We start from the raw sequence: 20,827 nt of genomic DNA on the forward strand, positions 1-20,827 counted from the left end.
CCATTCGTAAGTCAGTCCATCACGATGAACCAACGCCGCTACTGCCTGCCCGATCTTGAGTCCGCGCTGATGGACCGGTTGATCATGGCGCACATCGAACGCGGCAGCCGGGTCCTCGATCTGGGCTGCGGCGACGGCCGGCTCCTCTGCCGGCTGCGCGACGAGCACGGCGTATCGATTCAGGGCATCGAGCGCGATCTTCCGCAGGTCGTCGAGGCGATCTCCAAGGGCGTGCCGGTGATTCAGGCTGACCTGGACGAAGGCCTGTCCGAGATCGGCGACCAGGCCTTCGACTACGTGGTGCTGAGCCAGACTCTGCAGCAGGTGCTGCATCCCAAGGATCTGCTGCAGCGGATGCTGCGCGTCGCCCGCCGGGCGGTGGTGGTCGTCCCCAACTTCGGCCACTGGCGGGTCCGCCTGCAGCTCCTGCTGACGGGGCGCGCACCGGTGACCCAGTCGCTGCCGTACGACTGGTACAACACGCCGAACCTGCACCTGCTCTCGATGCTCGACTTCCGCGACCTGCTGCAGAATCTGCGGGTCCGCGTGATCGACGAGGTCCCGATTATTCGAGGGACCGCAGTCCCCAACGCCCGACTCGCGAACCTGCGGGCAGACAACGCGCTGTACGTGATCGAGTCCGCAGAGGCCCCCGCTGTGGCCGCGAATTCGCCCTGACGCCGCAGGCGCTGCCCGGCGTCGGCCGCTCAGGGCCGCCCCCGGTCAACGCGTGAGAAGCTGGGGGCTCGAAGACGCGAACCCCCAGCCGCCCTTTGATTCAGGGGTTTTGGATCGCGCGCACAGAGGAAACAGCCGTGGCGCTCGACGCCGTTAACCCCTTTCCCAGCTCTTGATTCTCGCACGCATAACTTCTGGGATTGTCGACGAAACTGCGTTTGCGAAGAGCTTGCAAAGCGGTGGAAACGACCACAAATTCGCCGAGGTTCCATCCTCGTCGAGAACCGTCGAGTTCTGAAATCTCCGGTTTTCAGCCACTTTCCCCAAGTCGTGAATTGGGCCGCGGCTACAGAAAGACTTATCGGCGTAGAGTGGCGCTCGCTCATCCACGTTCGGGTCCAGGTCTCCGCCTTGGTTCTGATTCGCCAACCCGACTCATCCGCACCGTCCGATCGGCGCAGAACCAGACCTGCCGTCCGTTTGGCGATTAGCATTCTGCAATCGCTCTCACTCCGCCAGTGACTTCTTCAACGCGTCCACAACCTCGGACGCCACCGTCGCATTCACCGATCCATAGCCGAACTTCGCCCGGACCTTCCTGCCGCGCACCACCACCGCCGTCATCACGGCCCGCTGGTGCAGCACCCAGCCGTCCGGCGGCGTCGCCAGACTGGGAAACACCCCCACCGCGGAATGGGCAAACTTCAGCGACATCTGCACGCGGGTCAGATAATCCCGCGTCGCCTCCGGCGTGTCCGAGTACCAGATGACGACCGCACCACTCTCCTTCCCCTCCTTGCCGAGAGCTTCGTCAATCTTCTTCAGATACCCGGCGACGCTCCGATCAAACCGGTCCGCCGGGACGAACAGATAAACAGTCGGCTTCTCGCCGCGGACCTCGGTCGCATCCACCTCCTGTCCCGCCTGGTCGCCGGTCACCATCGTGACCTTCAGCTTCGGAACCCCTTCCCCCACCGTCGGTCCGGAATCCAGATCCCCCCGAGCCACCTCCGCCAGACCGAAGACTGCCAGACAGAGCACCGTCGTCAGTCCGATTCGTTTGCCAGTCATGCTGCTGCTCCAGGGAAATTTCCACGGCGGAATCGATCGGGCGTCCGATGGAATCGCCCGCAACGACCTACGCTACCGGCCGCCGGCCGCCGTAGTCACCCCCTTCTGGCAGCGGGCGTGGAATTTCGCTCAGGCAGTTCTTGCCGCTGATCGGGCGACTTCGAATTTCTTGTCGGCCGCTACGGCCGCCTGGGCCGCAGTCGTCGTTGACGACTTTCAGGCTCCCGACGACAACACGCTGGCATTTCGGACAGCTTGGAACCGGCAGACTTTGCCGATCCCGAGCGGAGCGCGGGACGGATGATCCCATCTGCCGCCTCACTTCCGCTACAACCCGCAGATTTTGACTCATCCCTACGTCCGTTGTCCGCCGAATATTCAGAAGACGCGATAAATCCGTCACTGTCCGCCCATGAAGTCTTCCCGGGGGGAAGATCTGGCGCGGATGGTGGGCCCAGTTTTCTCGAGCACCGCTGGAAAGAGACGTCCATGCAACGTGCGAAATTCAGTCTGGCAAGTGTTTTGTGGCTGTTCGCAGCTTCAGCAGCCCTTGCGCAGACGAACGACGTGTCCCCGAATGGCGCGGGGGTGGTTTCGCTGGAAGACAATTTCAGCGGCACCGCATCCCTCGGCCAGGGAGCCTACATTGATGTCCGGAATATGGCCGGCAGCGGTGTCGGGTACCGCAACGGCTATACGCAGGTCGGCGGATTCATCCCGCTCTGGGGCTCCGATGACTGGTTCATCGCTCCTCAGGCGCGGCTGATCATCACCGACACGCAACGCATCGGGGGCAACCTCGGTCTCGTCGGTCGCCGGTACGTCAGCGACTGGGACCGGATCATCGGCGCCAACCTCTTCTACGACTTTGACGAGTCGTACCTCAACAACCGCTACAACCAGGTCGGTTTCGGCTTCGAAACCCTGGGCGAGTGGCTGGACGTGCGAGGGAACGTCTACCTTCCAACGGGGGGCGAGACCAACAACATGGGCCCCGCCGGCCTCGACTCCACCCTCTACTACATCCAGAACCGCCTTGCAGTTCGCGGCTACGACCTCATCGAACAGTCCCTCAAGGGGGGCGACGTCGAATTCGGCGTCCCCGTCCTGCCGAGCACCCCGTGGCTTCGGGCCTTCGCGGGAGCCTATTTCTACGACGGCGACGGACACGACCCCGTCGGCGTCCGCGGACGCATTGACGCGAACATCAGCAACGACCTGCTCGTCGGCCTGAACGTCACCCACGACAACGTCTACGGCACGAATCTCAATGCCGTCGTCGACTTCCGCTTCTCAGGCTTCCTGCCCACCCGCTACTTCCCCAACTGGACCACCCAGGAGCGCATGCTGACCCAGGTGCAGCGCAACTGGCGAATCGCGACCGACCAATACCTCATCTCGAAGGATATCCCGGTCATCAATCCGCGCGATGACCAGCCGTACTTTGTCGTCCATATCGACAGCAACAACACCGGAGCCGGAACCGGCGACGGGACCGCCGAAAACCCGTACCACAACCTGCCCGGCACGGTTCCCAACCAGACCGACCTGGTGCTTGTCCAGCGCGGTCAGTCGACCGAGGCGGCGCCTTACACCGGCAACATTCAGCTCGTCGACTACGCCCGCATGCTCGGCGAAGGCAAAGCCCACATCTTCGACGGTTACGTCAACTACGGCGGCTATTCGCAGGTCTACAACGACACCGTCCTCCCCGGATTCAGCAACAGCGGTCTCTATCCGTTCCTGTCGAATCCCGCCGGCGATATCGTGACTCTCGCCAGCCACAACGAAGTCTCCGCGATGGTCCTCCAGAACGCCTCCGGCGCCGGAATCGCCGGCAACGGCGTCAGCGGCTTCCACCTCAACAACCTCGAAATCGCCGGCAACGTCGGCGGCGGCATCGTTCTCCAGAACGCCGTCGGCACCGGCGGCGCCACCCTCGACGGCCAGACCATCTCCGGCGGCCTGATCGCCGACATCAACCGCAACGTCGTCCCTGGCTACACTCCCCCCGCCATCGGCGTCGGCAACAACGCTGGCGGCGGCATCGTGATCGACACGGGCGCCGACGGCCTCAACCTCGACATCACCCGCGTCTCGATGAACGCGGCTGCGCCCGGCACGCAGACGGTCGGCATTCAACTGACGGCCGACGACGGCAACTTGTCCGTTATCCTGGACGACGTTCAAACTCGCGGCAATTCGAGTGCCGGCATCCAGCTCAACCAGACCGGCGGCACGACTCTCGCGGCGACCATGACCACGGTCGACGTCTCGGCGAACGCCGGCGACGGTTTGCAGATCAACGGCGACGGCGGCACCACCGTTGTCGGCACCACGCTGACTCCCGTCAACGGGCTGCTGGCCGACGACAACGCGGGCCGCGGCATCGCCATCTCCGGGGCCAACGCCGCGCAGATCGGGGTCGCCCTCAGCGGCGGCAGCACGCAGCGCTCGGGCGACGACGGGCTGTTCATCACCGGCGCCGGCGCGGGGACCGTCGTCGATGTCTCGGTCATCGGCAACAATCTGACCGACAGCGGCCAGACGGTCGCCGGCGCGGCCGCGGTCGATCTCAGCGCTCTGGCGGGGGCGGACGTGACGCTGACCATGAGCAATACGCCAGCGGGCTTCACCACGAACGCCAACGACGATTCCGGGCTGATGGTCACGGCCAACGCGGGCACCGCGACGGCGAACGTGACCAACGGCAACTTCAACAATGCCGGGGTCGACGCCGTCAGTATTCTCGGCACGGCCCTGGGAACCGCCAATGTCAGTCTGACCGGCACTGGCGGCTCCGACGCGGGGAACGACGGCATCCACGCCGTGGCCGACGGCGGTACGGTGAACCTTGAGGTCACCGGGAGCAGCGCGGTTCCGGCCAGCTTCAACGGAGCCGGCGTTAACGGCTTCGACGGCCTCGCCCAGAACGGCGGCACGCTCAACATGTGCCTGGAGTACACGACGTTCAACGGCAGCGGCGATGTCGGCATGACTCTGCTCGCCGACGGCGTCGACGCCATGACGTCTTCGCTGATCTCCGCCAATCTCGACAACGTCCAGGTCAACGGCAGCCAGCTCGGCGGGCTGGCGGGGACGGCCGACAACTTCGGCGAGCTCCGCCTGCGAGCGGTCGCTTCTCAGTTCGACGGCAACGGACTCGGCGCGGCCTCCGACGGCGTGCTGATCACGGCCGACAACAGCGGTCGGGCGTTGACCCTGTTCTCCAACAGCTCCGCCAGCGGGAACAGCGACGACGGATTCAGCTACGTCGCCGGCAACGGCGCGTACATGTCCGCTCGGCTGGATGCGTTCACCGCCACCGGCAATGCGGGGTACGGCGTGAACTTCAACGCGACCGGGGCGGGCACCGACGCCTACCTGATTACGGAAACCGCCAGCGGCGCGAACTCAGTTTCCGGAAATACGCTCGGAAACTACAACCTTGCGTTCACGAATACGGGCGACGCGGTGGCGGCTCTCACCGGATCGTTTAACGGTTCGGGCGGAGACGGCGTCAATATCTCCATCACCGGCGACGGGACCGGCACGGCTCTGGTCAGCCTCACCGGCGACGGGACGACGGATACGATCGACGGGAACGCCGGGAACGGCGTCAACATCAGCATTCAGAACGAGGCGACAGCCGGCGTGAGCGTGACGGGTTACACTTCGATCAGCAACAACGGTGCGGATGGCATTCACGTCGCTCTGCAGGACATCTTCACTGCTGCGGCTGTTGATCTGCGTGGAATTCCGACGACGCTCACGACGATGACCGACAATGGCGACGACGGGGTCGAGGTCGATTTGACGAACGTGGTTCTGGGGCTGGTCGGCGGAGCGGCCGGCAACGTCGACGTCCTCAGCCTGACCGACAACGATCCGAACAACATCTGCCTGCCGGCGCCGGCGCTGATGGCCCTCAACACCGTGGTTGCGGCGCCGACCGCCAACGGGGTGTTGATTGACAGCTACAATATCAACAATACCAGCCCCCCCAATCCGGGACAGGACGGGATTATCGTGATCGGAAACGCCGTCAGCGGCACCGGCGGGATTACGATCAGCAATAACATCGATCCGAACATGGAAGACGGCATCCAGGTCAACCTGACGAACAACTCGACGCCCGCCTTCATCTCGATTCACGACAACCAGCTCAGCGAAATGACGCAAAACGGCATTATCGTGACCGCGGACGGGGGATCGTCGGTGCTGGACATCTTCAACAACACCGTCACGACTCCGGGAGACACGGGAATCGCCGTCGAGTTGACCAATCTGGCGAACTACAACCTGGGGATCGACAGCAACACGGTGCAGGGGGCGTTGCTCAACGAGGGGATTCGGCTCGCGCTGGATGGCGGTGCTCAACTCAGCGGCGTGAACTCGATCAGCGACAACGCCGTCAGCGACGGAGCCTCGGACGGCGTGCTGGTCAGCCTGGACAATGCGACGATCGCCGCCCTCCAGATGCTGCAGAACTCCGTGATCACGAATGCCGACAACGGCCTGGTCATTCGCGGAGTCAACGGCTCCGCGATCACGACCGTCTTGATCGACGGAAGCGAAATTTCCGACAATCGGGCCGGCGATGGCGTGCTGGTCGATCTGACGGACAGCGGGGTGACCGGCGGCATCACAATCAGCAACAGCTCCATTTCGAACAACGCCCTCAACGGGATCAACTTCGAACTGGACAACGCGCCGATCGCATCGGTGGACATTATTGACAACAACGTCGGCCAGAGCTTTGCGGCTGGAACGCTCGACTTCAGCTTCAACAATCTGATCTGGACGACGCTCGTCGACAACAACGCCGGATCGACGGTCGACATCGCTTCGGTGTCGATCGACCTGACGCCGACGGGGCAGGTCTGGCGGCCGGACCTGACTCCGCTGGTGGCGCAGGGTTTCCAGCCGCAGGGCGGATCCGACGTCACGGTCGGTCTGACTGCGGTGAACGGGACGCTGGTGACGGCGGGAACCGACCCGCTGGAAGACATCTTCAACAATGTGATTCCGGGAGGCGGGCTGGCCACCACGGATCCGTTCGACCAGGTCATAACGCTGGATTTCAACGATTTCAATCCGGGCGAACAGCTCAACTACAGCCTGTCTCACGCGCTCCCGACCACGACGACCGGCAGCGGGCTGAGCGGCGTCACGCTCGCCGGAGCCATCGGGACGGTCACGCTGGCCGATGGACGAACTGTGAGCGGGGTGTTGACGTCCTCGGGGCTCGATATTGTGCAGTCTTTCGCGGCATCTTCGAACGGCATCTCGAACAACGGACTGGACGGGGTGCGGGTGAATCAGACCAACGGGTCTGACATCGCCAACCTGAATATCGACGGAAACGTGATCGCCGCCAACGGCACGAACGGGGTCGAGCTGCTGGTGAGTAGCAGCGACCTCGGGGCGACGATGGTGACGGAGAACCAGATCCGCGACCATGCGAACGGCGACGGATTCCGCATGGTGGGACCGAGCGACACCAGCAACGCCATTGACCTGGCGTTCGCCCGGAACACGATCGATTCGAACACCGGCGGGCGCGGCGTCAACATCGACCTGACCGGAAGTCCGAACGCGACCAACGTCACGGCCTCGTTCACCAACGACTCGATCACCAACAACGGTCAGGAGGGGATCAACTTCAATCTGGCCAACAACGGCGTGGCATCCGGAACGACCGGTACGCTGACGATTACCAGCGACAATGTCACGCCGAACCCAGTCTCTGGCCTCACGCACAGCCAGATCAACGGTAATGGGGGAGCCGGCGTTCTCATCAATACTGCCGGCGCCAGCAGCTATACGCTCAACGTTGGCGGGACGGGAACGGCGAACGAGTTCAGCAACAACGGCGGCCCCGGCCTGCTGCTGGAGATGGCTGGCAGCGGGGCCAGCACCGCGACGATCGCCAACTCAACGTTTGCATCGAACGTCGACGCCGGCATCGGAGTCCGTCAGACCGGCAGCACCAGCGCCACGATCAACATGACGGGACTCAGCCTCACTGGAACGACGGACGGCGGAGACGTCGACTTCGCCGGAGAAGGTTTCAAAGCGATCCTTCGCAGCCAAAGCGTGCTCACCGGCTCTCTCGCCGGCTCGACGATCACAGGCAACGCCGGCGACGGCGTTCACCTCAACGCGACCGGCAACAATGCGGGCGTTTTCTCCACGATCACGGACTTCACGATCGGCGGCCTGACCCCTGATCTGGGGAATACAATCACCGGGAACGGAGTGGGCGGGGTCGGCAACGGCATCAGCGTGCTCCGCACCGCGGATGCCCAGATCGACCTCATTGGGATCCTGAACAACACGGTGACCGGGAATACCGGCAATGGTTTGTACATCCTGGCTGCGAACGCCAATAAGATCGACGATTACACAATCAACTCGAACAGCTTCTCCAGCAACGCGCGGGACGGCGTGCTCTTCGACGTGCGGGCTGATGCCGCGATCGACGCGAACATGGATCTGAACGTCATCAGCGGCAACGGTCTGAACGGCATTCATACGATCGAGCAGGTCAACGCCGGCGCCGACCTGCGAAGCGTGGACGGTACCTGGACTCGCAATACCATCACGAGCAACGGCCAGAACGGCATCTTCCTGGAAGCCGCAATGGGTAACTATGGCGGGTTGCTGATCGGGGATCTGTCGGATCAGCTGCAGGGTAACGCCATTGGTCTCAATGCGGCCAGCGGCGTCCATATCACCGGTCCGGGAACGGTGACGGTCGGCAGCAACTTGATCATGGAGAACGGGACGCTCTCCGAGCTGGGAACGGCGAACGAGGATGCCGGCGTCTACATCAACGTGCGTCCCTTCAGCGATGTGACGCTGGTCAACAACGATATTGAGAACAATCGCGGTGATGGCGTGCAGTACGGGATGCAGACGGGCTTTTCCGGATTCTTCTCAAGGGTCTCAATTACTGACAACGTCATCAGTAGCAATGCCGGTCGCGGGATTGACCTGATCAACCGGGCCAGCAATGTGACCAACGCCGAGATCTCCGGCAACCGGGTGAATTCGAACGGCCTGGAGGGCGTGTACATCATCAACACGGCGTCGACGACGCAGAACCAGTTTGATTCCAGCAACGTGGCTCTGCTGACCAACGGGTCGATTTTCAACAACCCGATCCTGCGACTGCAGTTTAACGGCAACGAAGTGCGGTCCAACGGTATCAACAGCCCGGCCTCAACAACCGGCTTCTGGTTGCGGGTTGGTACGAGTGGCGGCGGCAGCAGCAGTTCGACAACACCCGGCTCGTTTGTCAGCGACGGTGGATTCGGACAGAACGCACTTTCGGAGAACGCCCTGGCCGGCGGCGTGATCGCCTCGATGTACGACAACACGTTCGGCGGCAACTTCGGCAACGATATTCAGTTTGCCTCGTTCGTCTCGACGGGCGATCCTGCGGCCACGGCCGGCACGTGGGGGGACACTCAGAATCCGACGGTGGGTCCGACAACGTACCAGTCTGATCCGTTGTCCCGGCTCGATCTGTACTTCGACAACAATGCCTATGAGTCGCAGGACGTAAACAACTCTTCGGGAATCTCGACGGCCAACCCGACGAACGTAGCGTTCTACGACAATTCGGAAGGAACGTTTAAGTCACGTCTGAATACGACTAATCCCGGAGCCAACCAGGGGCCGTTCACGTCGGCCACGCGTCGCCGCAATGCGACTCGCCTGGCTGGGGCCTTCCCGGATGCTGACAGCCAGCCGAATGGCACGTCGTTCCTGTATCCGGGCGTGGGAGCGAGCACGTTCCGCGTGGATACGACAGACGGAAGCTTCTTCATCGACGACACGCCGTTCCCGTACACGGGATTCATCTGGGGCGGCTCGATCACCGGCGAAGTTCCTTACTCGTGGGGCACGCTGCCGTAAGCTGACGCCGAAGACGATCTGTTGAAAGTTGCGACCGCCGCGGGATTTCCCGCGGCGGTTGTTTTGTTTGGTGATTTGTCAGTCGTCAGTCGTCAGTCGTCAGTCGTCAGTCGTCAGTCGTCAGTCGTCAGTCGTCAGTCGTCAGTCGTCAGTCGTTTGCCAGAGATTGCCCGGGGTTTATGTCCTGGGCTTTTTTCGTTGGTTCCTGGGGGGTTCTGGAGCGTCCGGATCAGACGGAATGCGGTTCGCCGGAGCGTGAGCTGTGTGTGTTGGCGCTCGGGGCGCCTTGGCTTGGCCTCGCGAATTCGCAGAGTGCGGGAGCGTGGGTACGAGGGTGTGGATGGGTGCGTCGGCGGACGAGGACGTCCACCGTACGGGACGCTGGGGGAAGGGGGAGGCTGTGCGGGCAGGAGGGTGTTGAGGTCCACGGGTTGCACTCCGTCCGCCTGGCGGCGGACTTCGTTTCACCCGTGGCTACAGCCCGTCGCCCCGTCCGGGGCTCAGGACATCGCCTGGGGGGGATTGTGAATTCTGCGCAACAAAGCGGCTTAGAGTGAGAGGGATGAAGAGGTGGCTCGTGGCTAGTGATTCGTGGCTAGTGAAGAAGATGGCTGCCGCTGGCGACATTTCTCGATTTGAGACTGGAGATTGCAAATGGTTACTCGGGAAGATCTTGTGCGAGAACTGGTACGGTTGGCGGCGGTCGAGGGGCCGGGGGTGACGTTGTGGCGGTTTGAGGCGGCGACGGGGATCAATGCGATGATGGTGCGGCGGCGGTGGGGCGGGATGGCGCAGTTGCGTGCGGCGGCGGGACTGCCGGAGCAGATCCGGCGGGGGGTGGTTTATACCGACGAGGAGCTGTTTGAAGAGCTGAGCCGGGTGGGAGAGCTGTGCGGGGAGTTTCCGAGCGTGGCGGCGTTCGAGCGGCTGGCGGCGTATTCGTGGATGACGCTGTCGCGGCGGTTCGGCAGACGGGAGGTGGTATGGGCGCGGTATCGCGAGTGGCTGGAACAGCAGCCGATTGAGGGGCGGCCGGGCTATCTGCGGGGATTGCCGCTGGAGACGCCGTCGGCGATTCCGGGAGTGATCCGGCACGGCCGAACTGTGGGGGTCGGGGGGGAGGGGTGAAGTGACGATGCGTGGTGTGGATCGTGATCGCCAGCGGCACGGCGCCTGTGCGAATTCCCGTGATCGAAGCACGTGATGCGGTCAACGGGGGCGTTGGATCGCCCCTGCGGGGCTGAGGAGAGCGGGGGGTGCGGCCATTTGCTCGTTCCCAGGCTTCTGCGTGGTGCTGGTCCTGGATGCTCCGGGTCCTCTTTCCGGCTGGGATTTGACCGAGGGAAGACGAGGCGGAGCCTTGGAAGAGGCATTCGATGTTTTCGTCCGGCATGGCGAGCCGTTACCGCCGGAATTGTGGGCGGAGCTCTCGTTCACGGGCCGCGAATTTGAGGCGCGCCGTCCTTTCTCCGTGGATGGCACTTTGACATCTTCGAAGACCCTCACCCTGGCCCTCTCCCACTGAAGACAGCGGGAGAGGGGACAAGAGGAACCGACGGACCGTTTCAGAATCGATGCCGGTGATTTCGTTCACCCGATCAACTTCCTCCTGATGAGTATTCCTTCTGGGGAGTTGCTGACGTTGGCTGATCTTCTGCAGGGAGCCGTTTTCGGTTTGCTGGTATTGGGCATCATCACGCTGCCGGCAGGAGTCGTGGCTGCACTCGTCAGTCGGGCGTGCGTCGGCTGGTATTTCAGAACACCCCGAGACAACTCCCCCATCGGCAGATTGGGCGCGATCACTCGGACTCAGTTCGGACGGGATCTCAATACTCGACTGGGAGCTCGCCCCGCTCACGGAGTGCGAACCGGCATTGCAACAGCCCTTCGCTGCGCGCGTTCCGCGGCGGTCGGAGCCTGGAGAGATCGGGAAGATTATCCGGAAAGTCAACGAGTTGACGGAACAAGTCCGAGTCGCGTTCCTTTGCGAGTGCGACGATCCGCAGCCACATGACTCTCCAGGATTTCAACCGTGGAGAATTCCAATCGAGCTGGCGAATCAATCGTTGCGCATTCGAATCGCCGGCTCGCAGCGATCCGTCTGGCAGCGTCGATACTCGGGGCGCCCGCAGCAGCAGAAACGGATCTGCGACGGACTGGTCTCGCTTGACCGCGTTGCAGCGCCGGCAGGAGTCGACGAGATTCTGATAATCCAGTTTCGACTGTGGACTCAGCGATTGCGGTTCGAAGTGATCGAGTTCAAACTCAAACGTCACCTGCCCCCACGTCTCTCGCTGCAGACAGTAGACGCAGCGGAAGTCGAACTCGTCGCGCAGCCAGGGACGAAAAGTCCCGTAAGCGGCGTATCCCGCGGGCGCCGACTTACGATCTCACACCCGCGGAGACGGCACTGAAACGCGGGTCTCATTCCGGCCGCGTCCAAAACCTGTGGGATTGTTCACAGGCCAGCGAGATTCGTCAAGACACGTCTGATCCCTCGCTGGACGCACCGCGTCTTCTGCTCTTCCGTCTGCGATACCCGAATCCCGAATCCCGATACGAAACAGGGCCGGGACACTCAATTGAGTGCCCCGGCCCCGCGCTCAAATCACACTCGCAGAAGCCCCGACCGTCTACACCAGCCCGGTCAGCGGTCCATCCCCGCAGAAGTCCGCGTTCCCGAACTTCTCGATGTGGTGCCCGAATCCGTGGGCCAGCGACAGCAGCAGCCGGTTGTGCGACACCTTCGGCATCTTCACCGAACGGCCCATCTTGAAGTCCAGGCCGTTCCCCACCAGCACGAACGGGATGTTGTCCAGCGTGTGCGAGTTCCCCTTGCCCAGCTCGTTGGTCCAGACGATCAGCGTGTTATCGAGCAGGCTTCCCGATCCGCCCGGCTCCGGCGTCGCCGCGAGCCGTTCGGCGAGGTACGCCATCTGCTCGCAGTACCACGTGTTGATCCGCGTCAGCTTCTCCTGGGCCGACTCGTTCGAGTCCGGCTCGTGCGACAGTTCGTGGTGCCCCTCTTCGACGCCGAGCCAGCGCATCTTCGCCTGGCCGACCGAATTGGTGATCTGGAACGTTGCGATGCGGGCGAAGTCCGACGCGAAGCTGTTGACCATCAGGTCGATCTGCATCTTGCTGATGCGGGGAATGTTATCGTTCTCTTCCTTCACGCCCGGCTCCAGCTCCGGCGTCGGATGGTCGAGGCCCGCCGTTCCGGTGTTCCGCAGTTCCTGCTCCATCTCGCGGACGAACGTCGCGTGCTCCTCGATGAGCTGGCGGTCCTCGGCGCTGACGAGCGACTCGACCTTCTTCAGGTCGGCCTGCACGTCGTCGAGGATGCTGCGCAGGCTGGCCTGGTCCTTCTGCCGGCCGTAGAGTTTGCCGAACATCTGGTACGGGTCGTCGATCGGCGCGATCGGCTTGTTGGGGCCGGAGTAGACCATGCGGGTCCAGGTGTCGGCCCGGTCGGGGACCATCACGCCGAATTCGAGCGAGCCGAAACGGGTTCGCGTCTCCGGGTTGGCCTGCAGGTAGTTCTTGATCTCCTGGTCGATCGAGATTCCGCTCGACCAGCCGGCGGGGGTGTGCGAGCCCCCCTGGATGTTGCCGGGGAACAGCTCGACGCCCGTCAGCAGGCAGCCCATGCCGCGCATGTGGTTATCGCCGTCGCCGCGGACCTTGTCGCAGACGCCGTTGAGGACCATTGTCCGCGATTTGAGCTGCTCCAGCGGCGCCATGATCGGCTTGAGGGCGAAGTTGTCTCCCTCTTCGTCCGGCCAGAAATTCTTGGGGACGATGCCGTTCGGGCTGAACATCACGACCAGCCGCTGCTTGCGGAGGCCAGTTCCGGCGAAGCCCAGGCTGGGGAGGTTCAGTACGAATGGCAGCGCGGCGGCGCCCAGGCCGAGGTCGCGGAGGAATTCGCGGCGGTTTGCAAAGCGGGCCACAGTCTGTCTCCAGCGGCAAGGGAAACGTCTTCGATGTCAGCGGGCAGGTGGTGTTGTTGCGGCGGCGGTCTGTTGCGTTCCAGCGGTCAGCGCGGCATTCACGGCAATGTCGACCACCAGTTTGCGGATATGGAACTGATTGCGGGCGAAGTCGGCTTCGAGCCGGTCGAGAGTCCCTTCACCATACGCCCGAATCGGCTGCTTGACCAGATAGTGGAACAGTTGTTCCGCAAAGGCTTCCTGCGTTTCGTCGCTGGCGGCCAGGAACGTCGCCAGATCGCGGACGCCGGTGAACTTGACCGTTTCTCCCGAACGGGTGACGTAGTCGCCGGTCGGATCGACCGGTTTCCCGTGCTCGCTGGTTCGATATCGACCGTCGGCGTCGAACTGTTCCAGCGTAAATCCCAGGGGGTTGATCAGGTTGTGGCAGGACTGGCAGGCCTCCGGCTTCGTCTGCAGCAGCACCCGCTCGCGGGTCGTCAGGTTGGCATGCAGATCCGGCGGCAACGGCGCCACCGCTTCCGGCGGCGGTTTCAGGAACCGGCCCAGCACGCTGCGGGAGATGAAGACGCCCCGGTGAATCGGCGAACTGGTCGCCGTGTAGGCGAAGCCCGCCATCAGATATGGGTGCGACAGGACTCCCGCCCGGACTTCCGGATTCAACGTGACCTTCCGGAACTCGACATTCCCCGGATTGGTGGCGTCCGCCGGAAGGTCCGGAGCGTAATATTCGGCCAGCCGGCCGTTGAGATAAACGTCGTCCGACAGGATCAACTGACGAAAGTCGGAGTCCGGGCTCCAGACGACATCGTCCAGGAACAGGTCCAGCGAGGTTCGCAGGTCCGCGGCCATCGCGGCGTTGAATTCCGGAAAGCGCTCGGTGCTCTTAGACAGGTCGGGCGGCTGATCGACCTTCAGCCACTGCAGCAGAAACTCGCGAAGTTTCGAGTGCACTCGCGGATCGGTCGCCATCCGCTCGGCCTGGCGCTGGACTTGTTCGCGCGAGTGCAGTTCGCCCTTCGCGGCGGCCTGCAGCAGGGGAGGATCGGGGAGAGAATCCCAGAGCGCAAACGACAGTCGCGATGCGATCGTGTGGTCATCGGCGGACCCGCGGCTGATTTCGCGGTAGAGAAAGCGGGGCGATTTCAGCGTCAGCAGCACCACACGCTTGATCGCCAGGTCCAGATCGCCTGCCTCGGCGAACTGGTGTTCGATGTAGAGCTGGCGTTCGTCATCGCTGAGGGGCCGGCGGAAGGCCCGCTCGACGAACTTGCCGGCGAACTGATTCAGTTTCTCAGCGCGGTCCCCCGCATCATTCTTCACGCCGGCCAGTTCCGGAAGGTGGTCGGCCACGTAGGCTGCAGTTTCGAAGGCGGCGTCGGTCGTGGCCTGGTCCCAGGCCTTGGAGATCGACGTCCCCCGTTCGTAGCCGATGCTGCGATCATCGGGCGGGAAATGCGTCGTCACGACGAACGACTCGGGGAACCATTGTGGCGACAGCAGCCGGGCGGGGATTGGTTCGTCGACCAGATAAGGCGGCTTCCAGAGCAGGGCGACGGAGGCCCGCTTCTCTTTTGCCTGTTTCGATTTGAAGAGTTCGAGGCGGAGCGGATAGACCCGGCCGCCGAGCAGGCGGATCGACTCTCGCAGTTCGATGACGCCGGCGCCCGATTTGACACCGGCGTCGATCAGCGGCTGGCGCTGGTCGTTGACCCACAGTCGGACGCCGTTTTCCGTGCGGAGGATGAACTCGTAGTCGCCGGTCTCGGGCGCCAGGACGGCGCCCTGCCAGCGGACGGAAAATTCCTCCGCTTCGAATCCCTCGTTGCCGGGCGCACCTTCGCCGAAGTCGAACTGCACCTGCCGGTCGACGCGTTCGATCAGCCGGTCTTCTTTTCGCTGGCGACGAGACTTGAAGTACTCCCCCTTCAGCCCCTGCTGCGCGTCGCGCTGGATGGTCGGGCGGAAGCTGCCGATGAGATCGGCGACGGAATTCTGATACTGCCGCACTGTCAGGCGGGAAAGTTCGATCCGGGCCGGCTTGTTCCGCGCCTGGGCCGTTGGCGAGTAAAAGGCGTGGTGGATGTACTCGGCCACGGCCCGGGCGTCTTCGCCGACGCACTTCTCGGGGGCCTTGAGCGGCATCGTCCGGGTAATCAGGGAGGCGAGCTGCCCGATCGACTGATCGCCGACCAGCCCCTGCGGGTAATGCTCCTCGGTTCCTTCGCCGTTCGGCCCGTGGCAGTTGGCGCAGAGCTGCTGGTAGATCTGCTCGCCGGTGCGCGGTTCGGCGGCGTGCGCGGCGGTTGCGCACATTCCACAAGCGATGAGACAGGTCAGGAACGACTTCATGGCAGGCTCGGGCGGGAGGATTTGCAGGGGTCGCTTGCAGGGAAGCGGGCCTGCGGCGGGCACTCTCCATTTTAGAGGGGGTCAACCCTGCCTGCCAATCGGAACTCCCACATCTCGACAGTTCCGTGGAATCGAATGTACACTTTTCCGGTTGTCAGCCAGGACCGCCGGGGCGCGCAGTCGCGTCGTCTGCGGCATCGATCGGGCTCAAGTCAGGGGATGAACATGGCGCAGGACATTGTTGAGTTGGCGCGGCGCTGGTTCGAGGAAGTCTGGAACGAACGTCGGGAAGCGACGATCGAAGATCTCTTGTCGCCCGAGAGCGTCTGCTTCGGGGAAAGCGGCCCGGTCATCGGCCACGTCCAGTTCCGCGAGCAGATGTACGCCCCGCTGCTGGCTGCGTTTCCGGATGTCCGCGTCACCATCGATGACATCCTGGGCGTGGGAGACCAGGCCGTGGTCCGCTGGACGGCGACGGGGACCCATACGGGAACCGGAATGGGGATCAGCCCGACGCGCAAGCCGGTGACGTTTCAGGGGATGACCTGGATTCACGCCCGCGACGGCAAACTCCTGCAGGGCTGGCAGTCCTCGAATATCGCGGAGACGATCCGCAGCCTGGCCGAGTCGGCGGACTGAACGACTTCCCTGCTCAACCCGCCATTAACAAACTCGCCGAGGCATTTTCCAGGGCCTGAACGAGCGCCTGCAGGAACCGCGCTGCGGGGGCGCCGTCGATCACCCGGTGGTCGAACGTCAGGCTGAGCGTCAGCAACTCTCGGACAGCAATGGCCCCCTCCGGCAGCACGACCGGTTCCTTGCGGATCGCCCCCAGCCCCAGGACGCTCGTTTCCGGCAGATTGATCACTGGCGTGAAGGCGTCGATCCCGAAATTGCCGAGATTCGTGATCGTGAAAACTCCGCCTGTCATCTCCGCCAGCGTCAATCGTCCCGAGCGAGTGCGGTCAATCAGCTTGCTCGAATCGGCGGCGATCTCCAGCAGCGGCCGATTGAGGACGTCGCGAACCACGGGCACCAGCAGACCGTCGTCGGTGTCGACGGCGACGCCGATATGGAAACCCGTGTCGCCCGGCAGCTCGATCCGATCGTCGGCCCAGCGACCCGCCAGCCGCGGATGTTCCTGCAGGACATGCGCCGCCAGTTTGGCGATGATGTCCGTGAACGCCGGCACGGGCGTCGCACCCGCCGCTTTGAACTGGTTCCGCAGATTTACCAGGTTCGTCGCGTCGACGCGCGTCGTCAGCGTGACCGGCGCTGTCTCGCGCGAGCTGGCGAGCATCCGTTCGGCAATCGCCCGACGGCGCGGCGTGATGGGGATCGAGCGCGCGGCTCCGACCATCGTCGACGTCGCCGATGCGGCCCGGACATCCTGCTCGCGAATCCGCCCCCCCCGTCCGGTGCCCGTCAGCCGGGTCCAGTCGACGCCCAGCTCGCGCGCGACGCGACGGGCGCGGGGCGTCGCCGTCGGGGTCGACGGACCGGTTGAGGCGACTCGGATCTCTACGGCCGGACGCGCAGCGCGCTCCACATCGGCCGCCACGATCCGGCCGCCGTTGCCCGAGCCGGCCACGAGATGCAGCGAAACGCCTAGTTCCCGCGCCTTCCGTCGGACGGAGGGGGCTGCGGGAGGTTGCTCCGGCGCGGCGACCGATGGAGCCGTGAGTGGTGGAGCGCTGTCCCCGCCTTCCCAGGGCGGAGCTTCGCCCTCAGCCAGTAAATAGCCGAGTAGGCCGCCGACCGGGACGACACTCCCCGGCTTCGGGGCATCGGGGGGGATGCGCAGGATTCCGGCGTCGAGCGACTCGATCGGCTGCAGGGCCTTTTCGCCTTCGAGTTCGAACAGGGCTTCGCCGACGGCGACGCGGTCGCCGTCCCGTTTGAGCCAGTCGACGAAGGTTCCTTCTTCCATCGACCAGCCGAGACGCGGAACGCGGATTTCAGCAGGCATGGTTATTCCTCCACCAGTTCGCGGATGGCGGCGGCGATCTCGCGCGGTCCCGGCACCATCACCGCTTCCAGCGACGGAGCGTAGGGCGTCGGGGCGAAGAGGCCGGTCAAGCGGCGGATGGGGGCGTCGAGGTCATCGAAGCCGGCATCGGCGACACGGGCGACAATCTCGGCCGCGAATCCGCAGGATGCGGGAGGTTCGTCCACGACCAGCAATCGCCCGGTCTTTCGGACCGAAGCCAGGATGGTTTCAATATCGAGCGGGACCACGGTGCGCGGGTCGATCAGCTCGACGGAGATTCCATCCTTCGCCAGTTCCTCGCAGACCGCCAGCGTCTGGTGCACCATCCGGGCCAGTGCGACGACGGTCACCGTCTCGCCGGACCGGACAATCCGCGCCTGGCCGAATTCGATCTCATAGTCCCCCTCGGGGACCGGCCCCTTGATCGTCAGGATCTCGCGATGTTCGAGGAACATCACCGGATCATCGCCCCGAAGCGCCCGCAGCATCAGTCCCTTGGCGTCCCGCGGCGACGAGGGGACGACCACGCACAGGCCGGGGACCTGGGCGTAGATCCCGTAGTAGCTGCCGGAGTGGTGCGTCGCGGCGGAGTGACCGATCCCGATACAACCCCGCAGCAGGACCGGCATCTTCAGCCGGCCACTCGACATGTACTGCATCTTGGCGATCTGATTGACGATTTCGCCGAACGAATCGAGGACAAAGTCGGCGAACATGAAATCGATCACCGGTCGCGTCCCGGTCATCCCTGCTCCGCAGGCCAGACCGACGAACCCCCGTTCGCAGATCGGGGTGTCGCACAGCCGGACCGGGCCGAACTTGTCATAGAGGCCCGCGGTGGTCATGAAGTTGCCCCCGCGCTTCCCGATCCCTTCGCCCATGACGAAGATCTTCGGATTGACCGCCATTTCTGTAGAAAGCGCCTCCAGCGTGGCCTGCGTGAAGTTGAGCTGCCGGTCATCCGCACTCGGCGTCGGCTCGGGCTGCGAAACCGGACGCGGCGCCGCATAGACTTGCGTCGTCGCGGTGGCTGGCTCTGGGGGCGGGCTCGCTTCGGCGAATGATCGCGATTCCGCGACCAGCGCGGCAATTTCGTCGTCGATCTGCTGCAAGGTCGCTTCGGCGACGCCGAACTCGGTAATGAGTCGCTGCCGGAACAGAGCAATCGGGCAGCGTTTCTTCCAGGCGTCGACGTCTTCCCGGGTGCGGTAGCCGAAGTCCCCCATCCCCTCGGCGTGGGGTCGTGTGCGGTAGGTCTTGCATTCGATCAGGGTGGCGCCCCCTCCCGAGCGGGCACGGGCGACCGCTTCCTCGGCCGCGGCAAAGACGGCGAGGGCGTCGTTGCCGTCGACTTCGACGCCGGGCAGGCCGTAGTTGGCGGCCCGACGGCCGACGTCGGGGATGCCACTGGAGTACGTAAAGGGGACTTCGGTGGCGAACTGATTGTTCTCGCAGATAAACAGGACTGGCAGCTTCCAGATGCTGGCCATGTTGAGGCCTTCGTGGAAGGCCCCGTTATTGACGGCGCCGTCGCCGAAGAAGGCCGCCGAGACTCGGCCGGACTGCATCAGTTTGGAGCTGTAGCCGCCGCCGCAGGCCTGCAGGATGCAGGGGGCGACGATGCCGCTGGTCCCCATCATGCCGATTTCGGGGGAGAACAGGTGCATGCTCCCGCCGCGACCGCGGGAACAGCCGGTCGAGCGGCCGAACAGCTCGGCCATCAGTTCGCGGGGGGGCATCCCCTTGGCAAGGGCGTGTCCGTGTCCGCGGTGGGTGCTGAAAACGGTGTCCTCGTGCGTCAGGTGAGCGCAGACGCCGCTGGCGATGGCCTCCTGCCCGACGTAGGTATGACAGGCGCCGTGAATGAGTCCCCGCTGATGGCAGCGGGCCAGTTCTTCTTCGGTCAGGCGAATGGTCAGCATCGTGCGATAAAGTCGCAGATGCGGGTGTTCGGTGGGCATGGATGGGTTTCTGAATCGGAGGCTTGAGACGGAGTGACGTACTGGCGGGATCGAGGACTCGGCCCGCCCGACTGAAGATTCGAGTTATCCTGCAACTCCCACGCCGCCGATCGTTCCGCCGGCGTTCATGGCGAGGTTGCCGCCGTCCATCGGGATGATCGCCCCGGTGATCCAGGAGGAGGCGTCGGAGGCGAGCAGCACGGCGAGCCCCTGGAAGTCGCTCGGGTCACCGAACCGGCCGCGGGGGATGCCGCTGAGCCATTTGGCCTCCATGGCGGGGTTCGCGCCGATTCGTTTGGCGAGGTCGGGGTTCATGGTCTGGGCGGGGAGGACGGCGTTGACGCGAACGCCGCGGCTGGCCCATTCGGTGCTCAGTTCGCGGGTCATCTGGACGACGGCTCCCATCGCCATGCTGTAAGCGATGTGATTCCGGCCGAGAGCGCTCACGCTGGCGATCGAACCGATATTCAGAATGCTTCCCTTCCCCGCGGCGAGCATCCGGCGGCCTGCTTCCTGACACATGCAGAAGCGGCCGAAGACGAGGTTCTGAAAGACCCGCAGCAACTGCTCCTGGGTGATGTCTTCGGGCGAGACGCGCAGGCCCTCGCCGGCGATGTTGGCGAGAAAGTCGATCCGGCCGAACTCGCGGTCAATCGTGGCGAAGGCTTCGCGGATGCGGTCGGGTTCGGAGACGTTGCAGATGACGGGCAGCGCGCGCCGGCCGAGAGCACGGATCTCGCCGGCGGTCGCCTCGGCCCCGTCGGCGTTGAGGTCAAACAGGACGATGTCCGCGCCATGTTCGGCGAGGGCGAGGCAGGCGGCCCGGCCCATCCCGCTGGCGGCGCCGGAAATGGCCGCGACGCGGCCGGTCAGGTCGAAGAGTTGGCTGGTCATGT

12 protein-coding genes are annotated in these 20,827 nt (G+C 64.0%); 5 read left to right on the forward strand and 7 right to left on the reverse strand.

Annotated features, from left to right (window positions below):
- Positions 1-24: 24 nt before the first annotated feature.
- Positions 25-678 (forward strand): methionine biosynthesis protein MetW, encoded by a 654-nt coding sequence (gene metW, locus SH412_RS25395; protein WP_336520837.1) that lies wholly within the window; start codon positions 25-27, stop codon positions 676-678.
- 507 nt (positions 679-1,185) lie between these two features.
- Here metW and SH412_RS25400 read toward each other — a convergent pair.
- A complete protein-coding gene (locus tag SH412_RS25400) occupies positions 1,186-1,749 on the reverse strand; it encodes a hypothetical protein (RefSeq protein ID WP_336520838.1) in 564 nt (187 codons plus the stop codon).
- On the opposite strand from SH412_RS25400, the gene SH412_RS25405 reads away from it, so the two are divergent.
- The 3 genes from SH412_RS25405 to SH412_RS25415 all read left to right on the forward strand — a co-directional run bounded on the left by SH412_RS25405 (position 1,748) and on the right by SH412_RS25415 (position 10,803).
- Positions 1,748-2,053 carry a hypothetical protein gene (locus SH412_RS25405; protein WP_336520839.1) on the forward strand — a complete coding sequence of 102 codons (306 nt, stop codon included), beginning with the start codon at positions 1,748-1,750 and terminating at the stop codon, positions 2,051-2,053. The two genes, SH412_RS25400 and SH412_RS25405, sit on opposite strands and share 2 nt — an antisense overlap.
- A 185-nt stretch (positions 2,054-2,238) precedes the next feature.
- Entirely contained in the window at positions 2,239-9,675 is a 7,437-nt protein-coding gene (locus SH412_RS25410) for a right-handed parallel beta-helix repeat-containing protein (RefSeq protein WP_336520840.1), read from the forward strand.
- A gap of 654 nt (positions 9,676-10,329) precedes the next feature.
- Positions 10,330-10,803 (forward strand): homing endonuclease associated repeat-containing protein, encoded by a 474-nt coding sequence (locus SH412_RS25415; RefSeq protein ID WP_336520841.1) that lies wholly within the window; start codon positions 10,330-10,332, stop codon positions 10,801-10,803.
- A gap of 698 nt (positions 10,804-11,501) precedes the next feature.
- Here the strand turns inward: SH412_RS25415 and SH412_RS28720 are convergent.
- The 3 genes from SH412_RS28720 to SH412_RS25425 all read right to left on the reverse strand — a co-directional run bounded on the left by SH412_RS28720 (position 11,502) and on the right by SH412_RS25425 (position 15,980).
- Positions 11,502-12,011 carry an HNH endonuclease gene (locus SH412_RS28720; RefSeq protein ID WP_419555825.1) on the reverse strand — a complete coding sequence of 170 codons (510 nt, stop codon included), beginning with the start codon at positions 12,009-12,011 and terminating at the stop codon, positions 11,502-11,504.
- Between the two features lie 297 nt (positions 12,012-12,308).
- Positions 12,309-13,628, reverse strand: coding sequence for a DUF1552 domain-containing protein (locus tag SH412_RS25420; protein ID WP_336520842.1), 1,320 nt, complete (start codon positions 13,626-13,628; stop codon positions 12,309-12,311).
- Positions 13,629-13,664: 36 nt separating this feature from the next.
- The gene (locus SH412_RS25425) at positions 13,665-15,980 is read right to left on the reverse strand and encodes a DUF1592 domain-containing protein (RefSeq protein WP_336520843.1); all 2,316 of its coding nucleotides are present in this window, start codon (positions 15,978-15,980) and stop codon (positions 13,665-13,667) included.
- 225 nt (positions 15,981-16,205) lie between these two features.
- Here SH412_RS25425 and SH412_RS25430 point away from each other — a divergent pair, with 225 nt between their 5' ends.
- Entirely contained in the window at positions 16,206-16,619 is a 414-nt protein-coding gene (locus SH412_RS25430; RefSeq protein ID WP_336520844.1) for an ester cyclase, read from the forward strand.
- A gap of 13 nt (positions 16,620-16,632) precedes the next feature.
- On the opposite strand, the gene SH412_RS25435 is transcribed toward SH412_RS25430, so the two are convergent.
- From SH412_RS25435 to SH412_RS25445, 3 genes are all read right to left on the reverse strand, one after another.
- Entirely contained in the window at positions 16,633-17,949 is a 1,317-nt protein-coding gene (locus SH412_RS25435; protein ID WP_336520845.1) for a dihydrolipoamide acetyltransferase family protein, read from the reverse strand.
- A gap of 2 nt (positions 17,950-17,951) precedes the next feature.
- Positions 17,952-19,931 carry an alpha-ketoacid dehydrogenase subunit alpha/beta gene (locus SH412_RS25440; protein ID WP_336520846.1) on the reverse strand — a complete coding sequence of 660 codons (1,980 nt, stop codon included), beginning with the start codon at positions 19,929-19,931 and terminating at the stop codon, positions 17,952-17,954.
- A gap of 84 nt (positions 19,932-20,015) precedes the next feature.
- The gene (locus tag SH412_RS25445; RefSeq protein ID WP_336520847.1) at positions 20,016-20,825 is read right to left on the reverse strand and encodes an SDR family NAD(P)-dependent oxidoreductase; all 810 of its coding nucleotides are present in this window, start codon (positions 20,823-20,825) and stop codon (positions 20,016-20,018) included.
- Between the last annotated feature and the right edge of the window lie 2 nt (positions 20,826-20,827).

The organism is Planctellipticum variicoloris (assembly GCF_030622045.1).
Classification (GTDB): domain Bacteria; phylum Planctomycetota; class Planctomycetia; order Planctomycetales; family Planctomycetaceae; genus Planctellipticum; species Planctellipticum variicoloris.